Genomic DNA, 14,876 nt, shown 5'->3' on the forward strand with positions numbered 1-14,876 from the left:
CCGGGGCCCCGTCCCGCTCGTCGCTCAGAGGTCCAGGTCGACCCAGACCGCACCGTGGTCCGAGGCGCCGTGGCGGCCGGCGGTGATCTCGTCGTACACCGTCCAGAACTTGGGCTTCGTCTTGTTGCTGGGCGTGCCCCAGAGGCCCCTGCGGAAGACGCCGCCGTCGACCACACGGTCGGCCAGCGGGGGCGAGAGCAGGATGTAGTCGAGGCGGTTCTTCAGCGAGCACGACTGGAAGCTGCCGGGCCGCTCGTGGTCGTCGTCCTTGTCGCCCCAGAGCTGCGCGAAGTTCTCGTGCCCGTACGCGTCGACCAGCGGGGAGTCCGGCCCGATCAGCGCCTCCAGGGTCGGGTGCCGGTCGCCGTCCGGGCCCTTGTTGAGGTCGCCGAGCACCGCGACGAACTCGGCACCCTCGGCCCGCAGGCCGTCGTAGATCGCGCGCACCTCCTGCGACTGCCGCGTGCGCAGCGGGTCCGGGTCGCCGCTGCTGAACGACTGGCTCTTGAGGTGGTTGAGCAGCAGGAACAGGTCCTCGCCGCCGGGCAGCCGGAGCTGGTAGACCGGGCAGTCCCGGCTGAACAGGCGCTTGCCCTTGCGCTTGGGATCCGGCACGTCGACGTTGCTGCGTACCCAGCGGACCTTGACCTTGTCGGTGCAGAACAGGCCCACGTCGATGCCGCGGGGGTCGTTGCCGTCGACCAGCATGCAGTGCGCGAAGCGGCCGCCGAGCAGCTCGTCGTTGAACCGGGCCAGCGCGGGCCGGTTCTCCGCCTCGACCACGCAGAGCATGTCGGGCGCCAGATCCTGGATCACCTTGGCGGTCATCCGGGTCGACGTCTCGTCGACCGGCTCGACGGTCAGCTCGACCCAGCCGAGCCAGTCGCCGCGCCCGTTGGCGACCACCCGCGGCGGCGCGTTGGCCGGCGCCGCGAGGAAGTCGCCCCGGTTCTCGCGCAGCAGCGCCCAGGCGTTGTCGAACTGATTGGGGTTCAGGCGCAGGCCCTGGTCGGTCTCGACGAGCACCCGCAGCGTGGTCAGCGCCGTGATCATGTCGGCCTTGTCCTGGTCGGAGTAGACCGGGTCGGCCGCGATGCGGTTGAAGGTCTCGAACGCGGACAGGGCCGGTTGGCCCTGCTCGCGGTCCTCGGTGTCGAGCGCTTTGGCGCGCGCGAACAGGTTCTCGACGTTGAACGTCGCCAGCCGGAGGGTCACGCACCGGACGGTACGGCCGCCCGGGCCGATCTGTTGTCGCGCGCCCGACGCGCCCCCCGAATGGGTCCTATTCGCCGACCGTGCCGTCGATCAGCTCGCGCGCGACGTCCATCTGGCCGGCGTGCCGGGCGTACTCCTGCAGCACGTGCGTCAGGATCCAGCCCAGCGTCGGGCAGTCGGACTCGGTGGCGAACCGCCCGCCGGCCGCCGCGTGGTCGCCGAACTCAGCCCGCGACGCGATCTCCCTGGTCCGGGCGCCGGCCAGGTCCATCGCGGCCAGCAGCGCGTCGACCGTCTCCTCCGGACCGACCTGCCAGCGGCCCTCGTCGTCCTGGTCGCCCCACGGGTGCGGCACCGGCTCGGCGGCGAAGCCCCAGCGGACCCAGCGCTCCTCCATGTAGACGAGGTGCTTGAGCAGCTGCAACGGCGTCCACCCGGACGGCAGCCGGCTGCGGCTGAGCTCCTCGGGCGCGAGCCCGGCCACCTTGCGGCCGACGACCACCCGGTACCAGTCGAGGAAGTCCAGGAGCAGGATCTTCGGGTCGGCCAGGTCATGCCGGGGCTCGCGCACGTCGGTCACCAGGCCACCGTAACGCTCATTCCTGGTACGGCGAGGCCCCTGCGGCGATCGCGGCGAGCATCCGCCCGTGCCGGGTGGCCAGGGCCTCGTGGATGCCGCTGCCGAAGCTGATCCGGGCCGTTCCCAGCTCGGCCAGCTCCGCGAGCGACGGTGTGGCCGGGGTGAAGAGGACGTTGATCGGGCCGATGCCGGCCAGGGCCCCGATGTCGGCGGCGACGGCGGCGCCGATGGGGTAGGCGCAGTCCGCTCCGGCCGCCAGGTAGCGGCGCGTGCGGTCCTCGGCCTGGTCCTTCGCTCCCCTGACGTAGGCGTCCACCCGGGCGTTGATCACCACGTCGGCGCCGGCGGCCGCGCGGACCGCGGCCAGGAAGTCGGCCTGTCTGTCCACATCGATCAGTTTCTTGGTACGCGGGTCGGAGTCCTCCAGGTTGCAGCCGACCGCGCCCGTGGCCAGCAGGCGCTCGACGAACTGCGCCGGCGGCAGCCCGTACCCCCGTTCGAGGTCGGCGGTGACCGGCACGTCGACCGCGCGGGCGATCCGGGCGACCGCGTCGAGCATCTCCTCGACGGGCGTGGCCTCGCCGTCGGCGTAGCCGAGGCTGAGCGCGACGGCGGCGCTGCTGGTCGCCACGGCCGGGAAGCCGGCCGCCTGGACCGCCCGGGCGGAGGCGGCGTCCCAGGCGTTGGCCAGGATGACGGGGTTTCCGGGCCGGTGGAGGGCGCGGAGCTGGGCGGCGGTCACGACAGCGGCCAGGCGTGGGTGGTGACGGCGACCCGGTTCCAGGCGTTGATCACGGTGATCGACCAGACCAGCTCGGCCAGCTCGGTGTCGTCGAACTCTGCCTGCGCTTGCGCGAAGACGGCGTCCGGGACCGGTCCGTCGGTGAGGCGGGTCATCGCCTCGGTGAGCGCCAGGGCGGCGCGCTCGCGGTCGGTGAAGAACGGCGTCTGCGACCAGACCGGGAGCGCGTAGAGGCGGCGCTCGGTCTCGCCCGCGGCGCGGGCGTCGGCGTTGTGGGTGTCGACGCAGTAGGCGCAGCCGTTGAGCTGCGAGGCACGGGCCCGGACGAGCTCCAGGAGCGGTGCTTCCAGGTTGGTCTTGCGGGAGGCGGCGTCGAAGTTGTTCATGGCGCGGTTCATGTGCGGCGCGAGCTTGTCGGCGGCGAGGCGGATCGTCGAGGTCGTCATGCCCACCACGTTAGGGGTCGAATGGACCCGCGCTAAGGTCCAATACCGTGGCGTTTGATTGGGCCGCTTTCGGCGTCGATCTTCATCTCGACCTCCCGCTGGGTGGGCGCCGGGCCGAGCTGGAGCAGGCCCTGCGTGCGGCCATCCGGGCCGGGCGGCTGGCCCCCGGGAGTCGGCTGCCGGCGACCCGCGCGCTCGCCGCGTCGCTGGGGGTCGCCCGCGGCACCGTCGCCGCGGCCTACGACCAGCTCGTCGCCGAGGGCTACCTGACCGCGCGGACCGGGTCCGGGACCACCGTGGCGCCGGTGCCGCCGCCCGTGTCGTTCGCGCCGTCGGCCGCCGAGCCGGCGCCGCCGCGGTTCGACCTGCGGCCGGGCGCTCCCGACGTGACCTTCTTCCCGACGGCGGCCTGGCTGCGGGCCGCCCGGCGGGCGCTCGGCCAGGCCCCGTCGGCGACCTACGACTACGGCGACCCGCGCGGGCATCCCGCGCTGCGGGCGGCGCTCGCGGAATACCTCGGCCGGGCCCGCGGCGTGCTGGCCCATCCGGACCGCATCGTGGTCACGTCCGGTTACGTGCAGGCGCTCTCGTTGCTGGCCGGGCTGCACCGGGTCGTGGCGATGGAGGATCCAGGGCTCGCGTTCCACCGGGCGGTGGTCCGGCGCGCCGGCGCCCGGGTCGTGCCGCTGCCGGTCGACGCCGCGGGCGCCCGCACGGACCTGCTGGAGTCCACGGTGGACGCCGTGGTGCTGACGCCGGCCAACCAGTTTCCGACCGGGGTCACGCTCGCGCCCGCGCGGCGGCACGCGGTGGCCGCCTGGGCGCGGGAGCACGGCGGGCTGGTGGTCGAGGACGACTACGACGGCGAGTTCCGCTACGACCGGCAGCCGGTGGGCGCGGTGCAGGGGATGGCGCCGGAACAGGTGGCGTACGTCGGCACGGCGGCCAAGACGCTGGCCCCGGCGCTGCGGCTGGGCTGGGTCGTGCTGCCGGCGCGGCTGGTCGAGCCGGTGGTGGAGGCCAAGCGGCACACGGACTTCCACACGGAGGTGCTCGGGCAGCTGACGCTGGCGGAGCTGATCACCGGGCACGGGTACGACCGGCACGTGCGGGCGGCCCGGTCGCGCTACCGGGCGCGACGCGACCTGCTGCTGTCACGGCTGCGCGGCGAGCCGGTGCGGGGCGTGGCGGCCGGGTTGCACGCGCTGGTCCCGCTGCCGGCGGGCGGGCCGCGGGAGGCGGACCTGCTGGCGGTCGCCGCGCGGCACGGGCTCGCGGTCGGCGATCTCGGCAGCCACTGGCACGAGGCTTCCGACGACCATCCACAAGGGCTGATCATCGGGTACGGCACGCCGAGCGAGAGCCGTTACCCGGCCGCGCTCGACGTGCTCGCCCGTGTGCTGCGGTCCTAGACCGTGGCGGCGTAGACCACGCCCTCCCCCGCGCCGTTCCCGCCCCAGTTGTTGGCGGTGATGTAGAGGGTGTCCTCGTGGACGGCGCACGAGAAGCAGCCGCGGTCGGCGTCCACCGTCCGCAGGATCGCACCGCCCTCGGCGACGCGGACGCAGCGCTGGTTCGGGACGTCGGCGAACCAGACGGCGCCCTCCGCGTCGACGCAGATGCCGTCGGGCGCGGACTCCTCGACCGCGGCGAACTCCCGCCGGTGGCTCAGCCCGCCGTCGGGCGCGATGTCGAAGGCGGTGAGCCGTCCCGCGTACGACTCGGCGACGATCAGCGTGTCCCCGCGGACGGCCATCCCGTTGGGGAACGCCAGTCCGCCCGCGACCTCCCGGGGCTGATCCGACCCGGGCGTGAGCACGCAGATCCGGCCCGGCCGGAACTCGCCACCGGGGAAGTCGAACCCGATGTCATTGACGAACACGTTGCCCCGCGGGTCGACGACGATCTCGTTCCACCGTCCGGCGCCGAGCACCGCGTGCTGCTTGAGCGTGCCGTCGTCGTCGACCTGCATGAGCAGGCCCTTCTGCCCGGAGACGGCGAGCAGCCGGCCGCCGGGCAGCCAGTCGATGCAGACCGGCATGTCACCCAGCTCGGCCACCACCGTGGTGGCGCCGGTGTCGGGATCGGCGCGGACGACCCGGCCGGTGCCCCAGTCGCAGAACCACACCTGCCCGTCACGCCACCGGGGCGACTCACCCATCGCGATACCGGACACCAACGCACGAAGCTCGGACATCTCATCCTCCTGAATTCACGGTCCTACTGGTACGTGGGATCCGGCGCCGGTTTCTCGACATGCCGGCGGAGAATTCTCGGAGGGGGCCGGGCGGCGCCCGCCGCGAGGGCTACCAGACGTCGCCGTCGCGCCAGTCGCAGGTCAGTGCCGCCGACAGGTCCAGTGGCATGACGCCCGGCAGGACGTAGACGGCGCCCGCCTCCTCGGGTGTCTCGCGGATGCCGTCAGGGGTCAGCGCGGCCAGCGGGCCCGTCCAGCGCCGCCAGCCGCGGGCGCGGTAGAGCGGCTCGCCGTCCTCCGTGGTGCCGAGCGCGCCCAGGTCGTACGCCGTGTGGATGACCGACTCCAGGGCCGCCATCACGTCGCTGCCGTGGCCGCGGCGGCGGTGGGCCGCGCGGACGGCCACGCCCTCGACGTAGCCGCAGCGCAGGGCGCGGCCGTTGTGCAGCAAGCGGCGTTGGACGACGCTGCCGTGCCCGACCAGCGTGTCGCCCTCCCAGGCGAACGCGTGCATCCCGCCGAGCGAGTGCTCCCAGTCCGCGGCGCCGAACTCGCCTTCGAAGACCTCTTCGAGCAGGCGGTACGCGGCACCGAGCGCGTCCGGGCCCGCGGCGCTCGTGTGCGCCAGCTCGATCACGTGGCGTCCTCCTCGGACAGCAGCGGGAAGAGCCGGGCGACGACGCCGACCGGGCCGCTGTCGCGCGGTGCGCGGCGGCGGGCGTAGGGCGCGAGCACCGCGCGGATCTCCGCCGCGACCGTGGCCAGCTCGTCGGGCGTCAGGTGCAGCACCTCGCTGAACGCCTCGTCCCGCTGCCAGCGCTCGGGTGCCGTGGCGCGCCGGGCCAGCCAGCGGTGGTAGCCCTCGTCCTCCAGCTCGCGGGCCAGCGGGCCGAAGTCGGCCCGGTCCGGTGCCGCCGCCGGCCGCAGGCGCCACGGGCGGGCGCGGCCGTGCGCGCCGGCGACCGGCTCGACGTAGCCGTACCGCTGCAGCTGTCGCAAGTGGAACGAGCAGGCGCCGGAGCTCTCGCCGAGCCGCCTTGCCGCCTCGTTGGCGGTTACCGAGCCGGCGGTGGTGAGCAGCTCCAGCAGCGCCACCCGCAGCGGGTGCCGCAGTGCCATCTCAGTCTCTTGCCCGATCACGCATCGCATCGTACCCTGTTGTTTGCAAAGCTTTGCAAAGCGATCTCGGGAGGGTTCGTGACGGTCCGGCAGGTGCGGCTCTTCGGCGACCCGGTGTTGACCATGGCGGCCGACCCGGTGACCGACTTCGACAGGTCGCTGCGGACGCTGGTTCGCGACCTCACCGAGACGCTGCGCGACCAGCGGGGCTCGGGGCTCGCGGCGCCGCAGATCGGGGTGCCGCTGCGGGTGTTCGTGTTCGACGTGGACGGCGTACGCGGCCATCTGGTGAACCCGGCGCTGGAGTTCCCGTCCGACGAGGAGCAGGTCGGGCCGGAGGGCTGCCTGTCGATCCCGGGGCTCTACTACGACACGCGGCGGCGGCTGCACGCCGTCGGGCGGGGCCTCGACGACCACGGCCGGCCGGCACAGGTCGTCGGCACCGCCGAGGTGGCGCGCTGCCTGCAGCACGAGACCGACCACCTCGACGGCGTCATGTTCCTCGAGCGGCTCGACGCCGCGACCCGGCGGGCGGCGATGCGCGACATCCGGACCGCGGACTGGGCGGCAGCGGCGGGTCGACGGGTGAAGGTCAGTCCCCATCCGATCCGGGGGCTGCTGCGCTGAACGCGCCGTCGCGGAGCACCGGGACGATCGCCGAGGTGTTCGTCTCCAGGGCGATCGCCACGTCCTCGGCGAAGCCGATCGCCGCCAGCTCCCGGCCGCTCGCACTGTCCATGATGGTGCGTCGGAGGTCGCCGGCCGCGGCGCGGTAGGCGTGTGCGGCGGTGCGGGCCTCCGGGGACTGGGTTGCCGCCGCGTCGAGGGCGTCGATGATCGCGCCGGCGCCGAGGAGGTCCTCCAGCGCCGGGCGGAGGGTGCCGTCGGGCCACCGCTCCCCCGCGGCGATCACGGTCAGCGGGCGGTCGGGCGTACCCACGTCATGGTGGCGCAACCAGCGACCGACCGCTCGGGCGTTGCGCAGGCTGCCGGCGACGAGGTCGCAATGGTCCTTGATCGCGGCGGCGATGGCCGAGCCGTTCGGCGACGGCAGCACCAGGTCGGCCGGGGCCGGCGCGCGGCGCAGGGCGGCCGGCGAGAGCGACCACGGCTGGTCCGCGGTGACCGCGCTGCGGCCCACGGCGACCGGCACGCCGGCCGGGTTCGCGCCGTCCTGCCAGCCGCGCGGGTGCACCCGCGTGCCGGCATCGACCAGCACGGACACCGAGGTGGTGAAGGACAGGACATCGACCACGACGGCGTACGCGCTGCCCGGCGCGAGCCGGCGGGCCCCTTCGGGTCCCCAGTCGAACCGGACGCCGTACCCCCGCTGCAGCCATGCCTCCATGGTTTTCGAGGGTCACACGGACGGGCGCTCGGCCGGCAGGATGGCTGGATGGCAGTGACCGATCTCTCGATCCGGCTGCGGCCGGTGGCCGACGAGGACGACCTCGACATGTTCCGTCGCTTCTGCGTCGAGCCGGGGCTGATCGGGCTCGACTGGCGGGGCTTCCAGGACGTGCAGCGGGTTGCGAAGCGGTTCGCGGAGGACGGGTTCCTCGGCGAGCGGGACGGGCGGCTCGTGGTCGACGCGGGCGGCAAGCGGGTGGGGTTCGTGAGCTACACCGAGGGGGTGTACGCGGGGCGCGGGCCGTACTTCGAGATCGGCATCGCGCTGCTGCCGGAGTTCCGGGGACGCGGGATCGGGTGGCGGGCGCAGGCCATGCTGTGTGAGTACCTGTTCACGCACTCGCCGGTGCAGCGGATCCAGGCGGGCACGCACGCGGAGAACGTGGTCGAGCAGCGGTCGCTGGTCAAGGCCGGCTTCCAGCTCGAGGGCGTGGTGCGGGCGTGCGAGTTCCGCGACGGGGCCTGGCGGGACGGCCACCTGTTCAGCCGGCTGCGCACCGACCCGGCGCCTCCGCTCTGATTTTGTCGTACCCGCGTGGTCTCGTTGCGCCATGGCTACCCGCTACTACACCGCGACCACGATCGACGGCTTCATCGCCGACGCCGACAACTCGCTCGACTGGCTCTTCGAGGTCGCCGAGGGCGACGACCGCTTCGCCCCGTTCTTCGCGGGCATCGGCGCCTTCGCGATGGGCGCGACCACCTACGAGTGGGTCCTCGAGCACGAGAAGCTGCTGGAGAACCCCGCGAAATGGCACGAGTGGTATGCCGACCGTCCGGCCTGGGTGTTCACGCACCGTGACCTACCGCGGATCCCGGGCGCCAACCTGACCTTCGTGTCGGGCGACGTGCGCCCGGTCCACGCCGCGATGACCGAGGCGGCCGGCGACCGCGACATCTGGCTGGTCGGCGGCGGCGAGCTGGTCGGCACCTTCGCCGACGCGGGCCTGCTCGACGAGATCATCCTCGGCGTGGCCCCGGTGACGTTGGGCGCCGGCGCGCCGGTCCTACCCCGGCGGTTGCCGTCGTCGCGGCTGACCCTGTCCGCGATGGAGCAGGTGGGCCAGTTCGCCTACCTGACCTACCGCGTGTCCTGACGCGTGATCAGGCGAGCTTCGCGCGGAACTCGGAGGGGGTGATGGCGCCCGGGGCGATGTGGTCGCGGGCCGCTTGGTTGACGAGTTGGCGGGCCAGCTCGTTGGCCGGGGTCGGCACGCCGTGCAGGCGGCCGAGCAGCACGATCTCGCCGTTGAGATAGTCAGCCTCGACGGTGCCCGTGCCGCGGGCCAGGCTCTGCCAGCTGGAGCCGCCGCCGCGCGGGGTGCCCTCGACCGGCTGGATGTTCAGGAGGCCCTTGCGGCGCCGTGCGTCCTCCTCCGGCGTGGCCACGTCGATGCCGGCTACCCGCAGCACCTCGGTGGCCTCGGCGCGGAGCAGGGCGTCCAGGTCGTCTAGGCCGTCCGCGTCCGGGCCGCACAGGGCCTGCACGGCGTTGCCGAGGTTCTGCAGGAGCTTCGCGTACTTCCAGCGCATGATGTCCGCGCGCGGCTCCGCCGAGAAGCCGGCCGCGCGCAGGCCGGCCGCGAGCGCCTCGGCGGTGTCGTCGAGGCCGCCCGGGCAACGGCCGAGGTCGAGGCTGCCGGGCGTCGGTGCGCTGTGCGCGACGACGACGCCGGGTGCGAGGTGGGTGGCGGGCAGCACCACGTGCACGCCGTAGACGTTGGCGAACAGCCGCAGCGCGGCGCGCTCGTTGGCGACGCCGTTCTGGAGGCAGAGCACCGGCGTCGCGGCCGGCGCGGCGGCCGCGAGCGGGCGCAGCACGTCGGGGGTGTCCATGCCCTTGACCGCGAGCACGGCGACGTCGCCGGCCCGCCAGTCGTGCGCGGCCACGTCGGCCACCGCCGGCAGCCGCAGCGTCCGCCTGCCCTCGGGCGAGTGCATGGCGAGCCCGTCGCGGCGGATGGCGTCGAGGTGCGCGCCGCGCGCGACCAGCACGACGTCGTGCCCCGCCATGGCCAGCCGGCCGCCGACCACACCACCGACTGCGCCCGCCCCCACGATCACCCATCGCACGACCAGAACTTATGTCACGTTCGGGCGACCCGACCCGTCCTGTGACCATGACCATCCTCGCGGACCCGGTCTGGCCGGTCCTGGTGCTCGCGGCGATCCAGTACGTCGACGCCGCGATCTGCGTCCGCCCGATCGACGCGGTCCGCCGCTGCCTGGACGACGTCCACGCGCCGCGCGCGGTCCGCCGCCTGCTGACGCCGATCAAGCTGGCCGCCGGCAGCGGCCTCCTGCTGGGCCTGATCGTCCCGTACCTGGGCGTGGTGACCTGCGGGGCGCTGGTCGCGTACTTCGCGATCGCGGTCGCGATGCACATCCGCGCCCGCGACCTCCACCGCAACTTCCGCAACGCCACGGCCCTGGGCCTGCTCTCGGGCCTGGTAAGCCTCTGCTACGTGTGATTGCCGGCGGCCCCGGCCGCTGACTGGTCCAGCGCCACGCACTTCCAGACGAGGTTCTGCAGCGTAAGGGCGGCGTCCAGGATGCGTCGGCCCTGCTCACCCGGACAGGCGGCGGCGTTGGACTCGGTGGCCGGGAAGATGTCCACCAGGATGTTGGCGCCCACACGCGGGATGGACGGCTGGCCGGCCCACTCCCGCGCGCACAGCTCGAGGGCCGACTTGAGTTCCTCGAACGCGGCTTCGTCGAAGCCGTCGTGCGACCACAACGCGATGTCGAACCGCTTCCAGGCGGCGATCAGCGCCGCCAGGCCGGGACTTGTCACGGTTGCCTCCCCGTTGCCGCTGACATTGTTCCGCGGCTGGGCGGATCGGCCGCGTCCGGCCTCAGGAGGCTGTCTGACCCGAGCGCAGCGTGATCAGGGTGATCTCGCTCGGGGCGAAGACCCGGAACGGCGGACCCCAGAAGCCCGTGCCCCGGCTCGTGTAGAGCTGCGTCCGCTCACCGTGCCGGCTCAAGCCCTGCAGCGCCGGCTGGTCCGTGCGCACCAGGTAGTGGAACGGCCAGATCTGACCGCCGTGCGTATGGCCGGAGATCTGCAGGTCGATGCCGTGCGCCACCGCGCCGTCGATCTGGCGGGGCTGGTGTGCGAGCAGTAGGACCGGCAGGTCCGGATCGACGCCGGCCAGCGCCGCCGCGTGGTCCGTGTGGTGGCCCGCCTCGCCGGACAACGCGGCGGTGCGGTCGTCGACGCCCGCCACGACCAGGCTCGCGCCGTCCCGGGTGAGCACGATGTGCCGGTTGTGCAGGGCGTCCCAGCCGAGGTCGCGCATGTGGTCGAGCCAGCCCTGGCCCTCCGAGAAGTACTCATGGTTGCCGGTCACGTACGCCCGCCCGTACCGCGCCTTCACCTGGCCCAGCGGCGCCGCCTGCTCCAGGCGCTCCGCCACCGTGCCGTCGGCGATGTCGCCCGTGTGGCAGACCAGGTCGGCGTCGAGCGCGTTGACCACGTCGACCACGCCCGCCGACCAGCGCGCCCGGTTGATCGGGCCGTAGTGCGTGTCGGTCAGCAGCACCACCCGCAGGCCGTCGAGCCCGGCGCCCAGGCGGGCCAGGGTCACTTCGACCGCGCGTACGCGGGAGACCCGCATGGCTTCGTAGTGGCCCCACCCGAGCAGCACAGCCGCGGCGAGCACCGCGGCGCCGGCCGTGACCCTGGACCGGAGCGGATCGGAGACGCCGCCCAGGAACAGCGCCAGGCGCACGAACTGGCTCAGCACCGAGCAGGTGAACAGCACCCAGATGACGCCGAGCGTCGTGTCGCCGATGCGGGCCGCCCAGTCGCGGTGCCGGCGGCCGTGGCCGAGCACCATCAGGCGGGTGTACGCCAGGGCGCCGAAGAAGAAGACCGCGCTGCCCAGGCCGAGCACCCACGCCGGCCAGTCCTGCCCCGCGAAGACCAGCAGCCCGCACGGCACCCCGAAGAGCAGGAGCACCATGGTGGCGAGGGTGAGCACCGTCCGGCGCCGGCGACGGGGCCGGTCCGGCGGCGGCTCGGGTACCAACTCAGCTTCGGTCACGGGCAAAGCATGTCACGACCCTCAGGTCTCCCTTGTGGACCTAGGGCAGGTTCGCCTCGACGACGTCGTTCACCACGCGGGTGCGCAGCACCGGCTGGTCCGATCCGGCCGGACCGTGCATGACCAGGCCGTCGCGGAGCCGGAACACGCTGCCGTGCCACGGGCACTCGACGCACGCGTCGCCGTCGATGTCGACCACGCGGCCGTCGCCCAGCGGGCCGGTCTCGTGGCCGCAGCGCTCGAGCAGCACCGAGACGCTGTCGCCGTCGCGGTACACCAGCACCGGCACCTCGCCGATGCTGCGGGAGACGGGCATGCCATGTGGCAGCGCGCTGACGTCGGCCACCGGGTGCCAGCCGTCGCTGATCCGGTGCAGCTGGGTCGCGGCCTGGTTGACCTGGGCGCCCTGCGCATAAGCCAGATGACCGCCGAGGTACGCGCTGACGTTGATCACACCGAACGCCGCGAAGCCGAAGATCCGGCCGCGCTGGTGGTCGCCGCGCAGGCGGGCGACCAGGGACGCGCTGTAGAGCCCGAGCGAGATCACGTTCGCCGTCAGGTGGACGAGGCCGACCCGGCGCTGTTCCTTGTCGAGCTCCGACCAGTCGGTGGCGCCGGCGAGCACGGTCAGCGGTGCGCCCACCATGCCCGCCCCGACCATCGTGGTCGCCGGCAGCTCCTGGCCACGGATGAGGTCGAGGATCGCGGCGCTGGTGAACGAGCCCAGCGTGAACGAGGCCAGCGCGGGGTGGATCGGATGGCCGGTCGGCACGCCGTGCAGGAGGTCGCGCAGCATACGCGGCTTGAGTACCGCCTGCAGGCCACGCTGGAGTGGATCACTGATCCGGTCGAGTCCGGACGCTTGTTCGAGTCTGGTCAGCAGCTCCCTCATCTGCTCGGGTTTCCCCGGCCCCGGCGGCCCAAACGCCTGCCAGGCGGGCGTAGTGGCCGCCCAGGGAGATCAACTCGTCGTGCCGCCCACGCTCGACGATCCGGCCGTGGTCGAGCACCACGATCTGGTCGGCATGCCGCACGGTGGAAAGGCGATGGGCGATGGCGATGGTGGTACGCCCGCGGGACAGCTGGTCCAGCGCCGCCTGCACGGCCCGCTCGGTCTCGTTGTCGAGGGCGCTGGTCGCCTCGTCGAGCACGAGCACGGGCGGGTCGCGCAGGATCATCCGGGCGATCGCCAGCCGTTGCCGCTCGCCGCCGGAGAACCGGTGGCCGCGGGCGCCGACCACGGTGTCGTAGCCGTCGGGCAGCGCCGCCACCAGGTCGTGGATCCGGGCCGCGCGGCACGCCGCCTCGAGTTGCTCCGATGTGGCGTCCGGCGCGGCGAACAACAGGTTGGCCCGCACGGTGTCGTGGAAGAGATAGGTGTCCTGCGCGACCAGGCCGACCGCGCCGGAGACCGCGTCGAGGCGCAGGTCGCGCAGGTCGACGCCGTCGATCCGGACCGCGCCCCGGGCGGGGTCGACCAGCCGGGCGACCAGGTAGCCCAACGTGGTCTTGCCGGAACCGGTCTCGCCGACGAGCGCGGTGGTGGTGCCGGCCGGCACGTGCAGGTCGACGCCGTCGAGGGTCGGCTCCTGGTCGTACCGGAAGCTCACGTCCTCGAACCGCACGTCTCCGCGTACCACCGGGAGGTTTCGCGCGTCGGGCTTCTCCGCGATGTCGACGCGCTCGTCGAGCACCTCGAAGATCCGGCCGAACAGCGCCATCGACGTGGAAACCTGCAGGCCCAGCCCCTGCAGCGCGCTGGCCGGGCCGACCAGCCGGTTGAGCATGCTGGTGAACGCGACCGCGGTGCCGATCGAGATGACCACGGCGCCGTGCGCGAACGCGAGGCCGGCGACCCAGTAGACGATCGCCGGGACCATGGTCAGGCTCGCGCGGCGGGTCGAGAGCAGCCACTTGCCGCTCATCGCCGCGCGCATCTCGCTGTCGGCCAGCGCCTTCGACTCGGTGGCGAACCGCTCGGCCAGCGCGGCGCGCCGGCCCATCGTGGTGGCCAGCAGCATGCCGGCGACCGACAGTCCCTCCTCGACCAGCGCGGTCAGGTTGGCGAGCTGGCCCTGGCGGCGCCGGGCGATCCCCCGGCGCTGGCCGCCGAGGCGGATCGCGGCGAGCAGGAAGATCGGGACGACGGCCAGGCAGATCAACGCGAGCTTCCAGCTCATCACGAGCGCGGCCACCCCGACCGCGGCGGCGCTCGTCGCGTTCTGCACGGCGGAGGCGGCGGTGTTCGAGACGACGTTCTCGACGCCACCGACGTCGTTGGCGATCCGCGACTGCAGCTCACCCGGGCGGGTGCGGACGTAGTAGAGCAGCGACATCCGCTGCAGGTGCGTGAAGACCTGGACGCGCAGCTCGTGCATGACGCGCTGGCCGATCAGGTTGGCGAGCCAGGTGGTGACCACGCCGAGGCCGGCGCCGGCCAGCGCCGCCACGATCATGCCGGCGGCCAGGTAGGAGACCAGGGCCGCGTTCCGGTCTGGGAGGGCACGGTCGACGATGGCGCGGAGCAGGAACGGCGAGACGACGTTCACCGCGCCGAGCACACAGGCGGTGACCACGAGAGCGGCGACGGACCAGCGGTGGCGGTGAAAGAGAGCGACGACCCTACGCAGTGGCGGACGATCGACCGGCCCTTCGGGCACGGAGGCGCCCCGACCGGCAGTGCTGGGACGACCCCGCCGCGCCCGGTCGCGCGTATCCGCTGCTGGTCTGGTCATGGCTCGGTTCTGGTCATCGCTCGGCTCTGTTCGCGGTCGGCTCTGGTCATGGCTCGGCTGTGTTCGCGGTCCGGCTCTCTCATGGTTCGGTTCTGATCATGGCTCGGTTCTGCTCATGGCTCGGCTCTGCTCATAACTCGGCTCGGCTCGGCTCGGCTCGGCTCGGCTCTGCTCATAGCTCGGCTCTGGTCATGGCTCGGCTCTGGTCATGGCTCGGCTCTGGTCATGGCTCTGTCTCGCTCAGCTCCGCCCATCGCTCAGCTCCGCCCATCGCTCAGCTCCGCCCATCGCTCAGCTCCGCCCATCGCTCAGCTCCGCCCATCGCTCAGCTCCGCCCATCGCCAGCGCGGCGGCCAGCGGCATGGTCAGCACCCCGTTGCCCT

Annotated in this window: 18 protein-coding genes; 5 read left to right on the plus strand and 13 right to left on the minus strand. The window is 73.1% G+C overall.

Annotation, left to right across the window (positions count from 1 at the left end):
• Positions 1–24: 24 nt before the first annotated feature.
• From AB0H87_RS03725 to AB0H87_RS03740, 4 genes are all read right to left on the minus strand, one after another.
• Positions 25–1,215 carry an endonuclease/exonuclease/phosphatase family protein gene (locus tag AB0H87_RS03725; RefSeq protein ID WP_360139035.1) on the minus strand — a complete coding sequence of 397 codons (1,191 nt, stop codon included), beginning with the start codon at positions 1,213–1,215 and terminating at the stop codon, positions 25–27.
• Positions 1,216–1,282: 67 nt separating this feature from the next.
• Positions 1,283–1,795 carry a DinB family protein gene (locus AB0H87_RS03730; RefSeq protein ID WP_360139038.1) on the minus strand — a complete coding sequence of 171 codons (513 nt, stop codon included), beginning with the start codon at positions 1,793–1,795 and terminating at the stop codon, positions 1,283–1,285.
• 16 nt (positions 1,796–1,811) lie between these two features.
• Entirely contained in the window at positions 1,812–2,537 is a 726-nt protein-coding gene (locus tag AB0H87_RS03735; RefSeq protein WP_360139041.1) for an isocitrate lyase/phosphoenolpyruvate mutase family protein, read from the minus strand.
• A complete protein-coding gene (locus AB0H87_RS03740; RefSeq protein ID WP_360139044.1) occupies positions 2,534–2,983 on the minus strand; it encodes a carboxymuconolactone decarboxylase family protein in 450 nt (149 codons plus the stop codon). The genes AB0H87_RS03735 and AB0H87_RS03740 overlap by 4 nt, the downstream gene beginning before the upstream one ends.
• Before the next feature lie 47 nt (positions 2,984–3,030).
• Between AB0H87_RS03740 and AB0H87_RS03745 the strand changes: the two genes are divergently transcribed.
• On the plus strand, positions 3,031–4,395 hold the full coding sequence (locus tag AB0H87_RS03745; RefSeq protein WP_360139047.1) for a PLP-dependent aminotransferase family protein: 1,365 nt from the start codon (positions 3,031–3,033) through the stop codon (positions 4,393–4,395).
• Here the strand turns inward: AB0H87_RS03745 and AB0H87_RS03750 are convergent.
• The 3 genes from AB0H87_RS03750 to AB0H87_RS03760 all read right to left on the minus strand — a co-directional run bounded on the left by AB0H87_RS03750 (position 4,392) and on the right by AB0H87_RS03760 (position 6,320).
• Positions 4,392–5,180 carry an SMP-30/gluconolactonase/LRE family protein gene (locus AB0H87_RS03750; RefSeq protein WP_360139050.1) on the minus strand — a complete coding sequence of 263 codons (789 nt, stop codon included), beginning with the start codon at positions 5,178–5,180 and terminating at the stop codon, positions 4,392–4,394. The genes AB0H87_RS03745 and AB0H87_RS03750 overlap by 4 nt on opposite strands.
• 109 nt (positions 5,181–5,289) lie before the next feature.
• Positions 5,290–5,817, minus strand: a complete 528-nt coding sequence (locus tag AB0H87_RS03755; RefSeq protein ID WP_360139053.1) for a GNAT family N-acetyltransferase — start codon at positions 5,815–5,817, stop codon at positions 5,290–5,292.
• Complete coding sequence (locus tag AB0H87_RS03760; protein ID WP_360139056.1) at positions 5,814–6,320, minus strand: helix-turn-helix domain-containing protein; 507 nt, start codon at positions 6,318–6,320, stop codon at positions 5,814–5,816. The genes AB0H87_RS03755 and AB0H87_RS03760 overlap by 4 nt, the downstream gene beginning before the upstream one ends.
• Positions 6,321–6,377: 57 nt before the next feature.
• On the opposite strand from AB0H87_RS03760, the gene def reads away from it, so the two are divergent.
• Positions 6,378–6,926, plus strand: a complete 549-nt coding sequence (gene def, locus AB0H87_RS03765) for a peptide deformylase (protein WP_360139059.1) — start codon at positions 6,378–6,380, stop codon at positions 6,924–6,926.
• On the opposite strand, the gene AB0H87_RS03770 is transcribed toward def, so the two are convergent.
• Positions 6,892–7,647 (minus strand): 2-phosphosulfolactate phosphatase, encoded by a 756-nt coding sequence (locus AB0H87_RS03770; RefSeq protein ID WP_360139063.1) that lies wholly within the window; start codon positions 7,645–7,647, stop codon positions 6,892–6,894. The two genes, def and AB0H87_RS03770, sit on opposite strands and share 35 nt — an antisense overlap.
• Before the next feature lie 48 nt (positions 7,648–7,695).
• Here AB0H87_RS03770 and AB0H87_RS03775 point away from each other — a divergent pair, with 48 nt between their 5' ends.
• Both AB0H87_RS03775 and AB0H87_RS03780 read left to right on the plus strand, forming a co-directional pair.
• On the plus strand, positions 7,696–8,229 hold the full coding sequence (locus AB0H87_RS03775; protein WP_360139066.1) for a GNAT family protein: 534 nt from the start codon (positions 7,696–7,698) through the stop codon (positions 8,227–8,229).
• Between the two features lie 31 nt (positions 8,230–8,260).
• On the plus strand, positions 8,261–8,806 hold the full coding sequence (locus AB0H87_RS03780; protein WP_360139069.1) for a dihydrofolate reductase family protein: 546 nt from the start codon (positions 8,261–8,263) through the stop codon (positions 8,804–8,806).
• Between the two features lie 7 nt (positions 8,807–8,813).
• On the opposite strand, the gene AB0H87_RS03785 is transcribed toward AB0H87_RS03780, so the two are convergent.
• The gene (locus AB0H87_RS03785; RefSeq protein WP_360139072.1) at positions 8,814–9,782 is read right to left on the minus strand and encodes a 2-dehydropantoate 2-reductase; all 969 of its coding nucleotides are present in this window, start codon (positions 9,780–9,782) and stop codon (positions 8,814–8,816) included.
• A gap of 47 nt (positions 9,783–9,829) precedes the next feature.
• On the opposite strand from AB0H87_RS03785, the gene AB0H87_RS03790 reads away from it, so the two are divergent.
• Positions 9,830–10,180, plus strand: coding sequence for a DoxX family protein (locus tag AB0H87_RS03790; protein WP_360139075.1), 351 nt, complete (start codon positions 9,830–9,832; stop codon positions 10,178–10,180).
• Here AB0H87_RS03790 and AB0H87_RS03795 read toward each other — a convergent pair.
• From AB0H87_RS03795 to AB0H87_RS03810, 4 genes are all read right to left on the minus strand, one after another.
• On the minus strand, positions 10,171–10,503 hold the full coding sequence (locus AB0H87_RS03795; RefSeq protein WP_360139078.1) for a hypothetical protein: 333 nt from the start codon (positions 10,501–10,503) through the stop codon (positions 10,171–10,173). The genes AB0H87_RS03790 and AB0H87_RS03795 overlap by 10 nt on opposite strands.
• Positions 10,504–10,564: 61 nt before the next feature.
• Positions 10,565–11,695 (minus strand): metallophosphoesterase, encoded by a 1,131-nt coding sequence (locus AB0H87_RS03800; protein WP_360139087.1) that lies wholly within the window; start codon positions 11,693–11,695, stop codon positions 10,565–10,567.
• Positions 11,696–11,798: 103 nt separating this feature from the next.
• Positions 11,799–12,554 carry a Rieske 2Fe-2S domain-containing protein gene (locus tag AB0H87_RS03805; RefSeq protein WP_360139081.1) on the minus strand — a complete coding sequence of 252 codons (756 nt, stop codon included), beginning with the start codon at positions 12,552–12,554 and terminating at the stop codon, positions 11,799–11,801.
• A gap of 40 nt (positions 12,555–12,594) precedes the next feature.
• Positions 12,595–14,493: an ABC transporter ATP-binding protein gene (locus AB0H87_RS03810; protein ID WP_360139084.1), complete on the minus strand. Its 1,899-nt coding sequence runs from the start codon at positions 14,491–14,493 to the stop codon at positions 12,595–12,597.
• Positions 14,494–14,876: the final 383 nt, after the last annotated feature.

Origin of the sequence: Asanoa sp. NPDC050611 (assembly GCF_040654855.1) — a bacterium.
Taxonomy (GTDB): domain Bacteria; phylum Actinomycetota; class Actinomycetes; order Mycobacteriales; family Micromonosporaceae; genus Asanoa.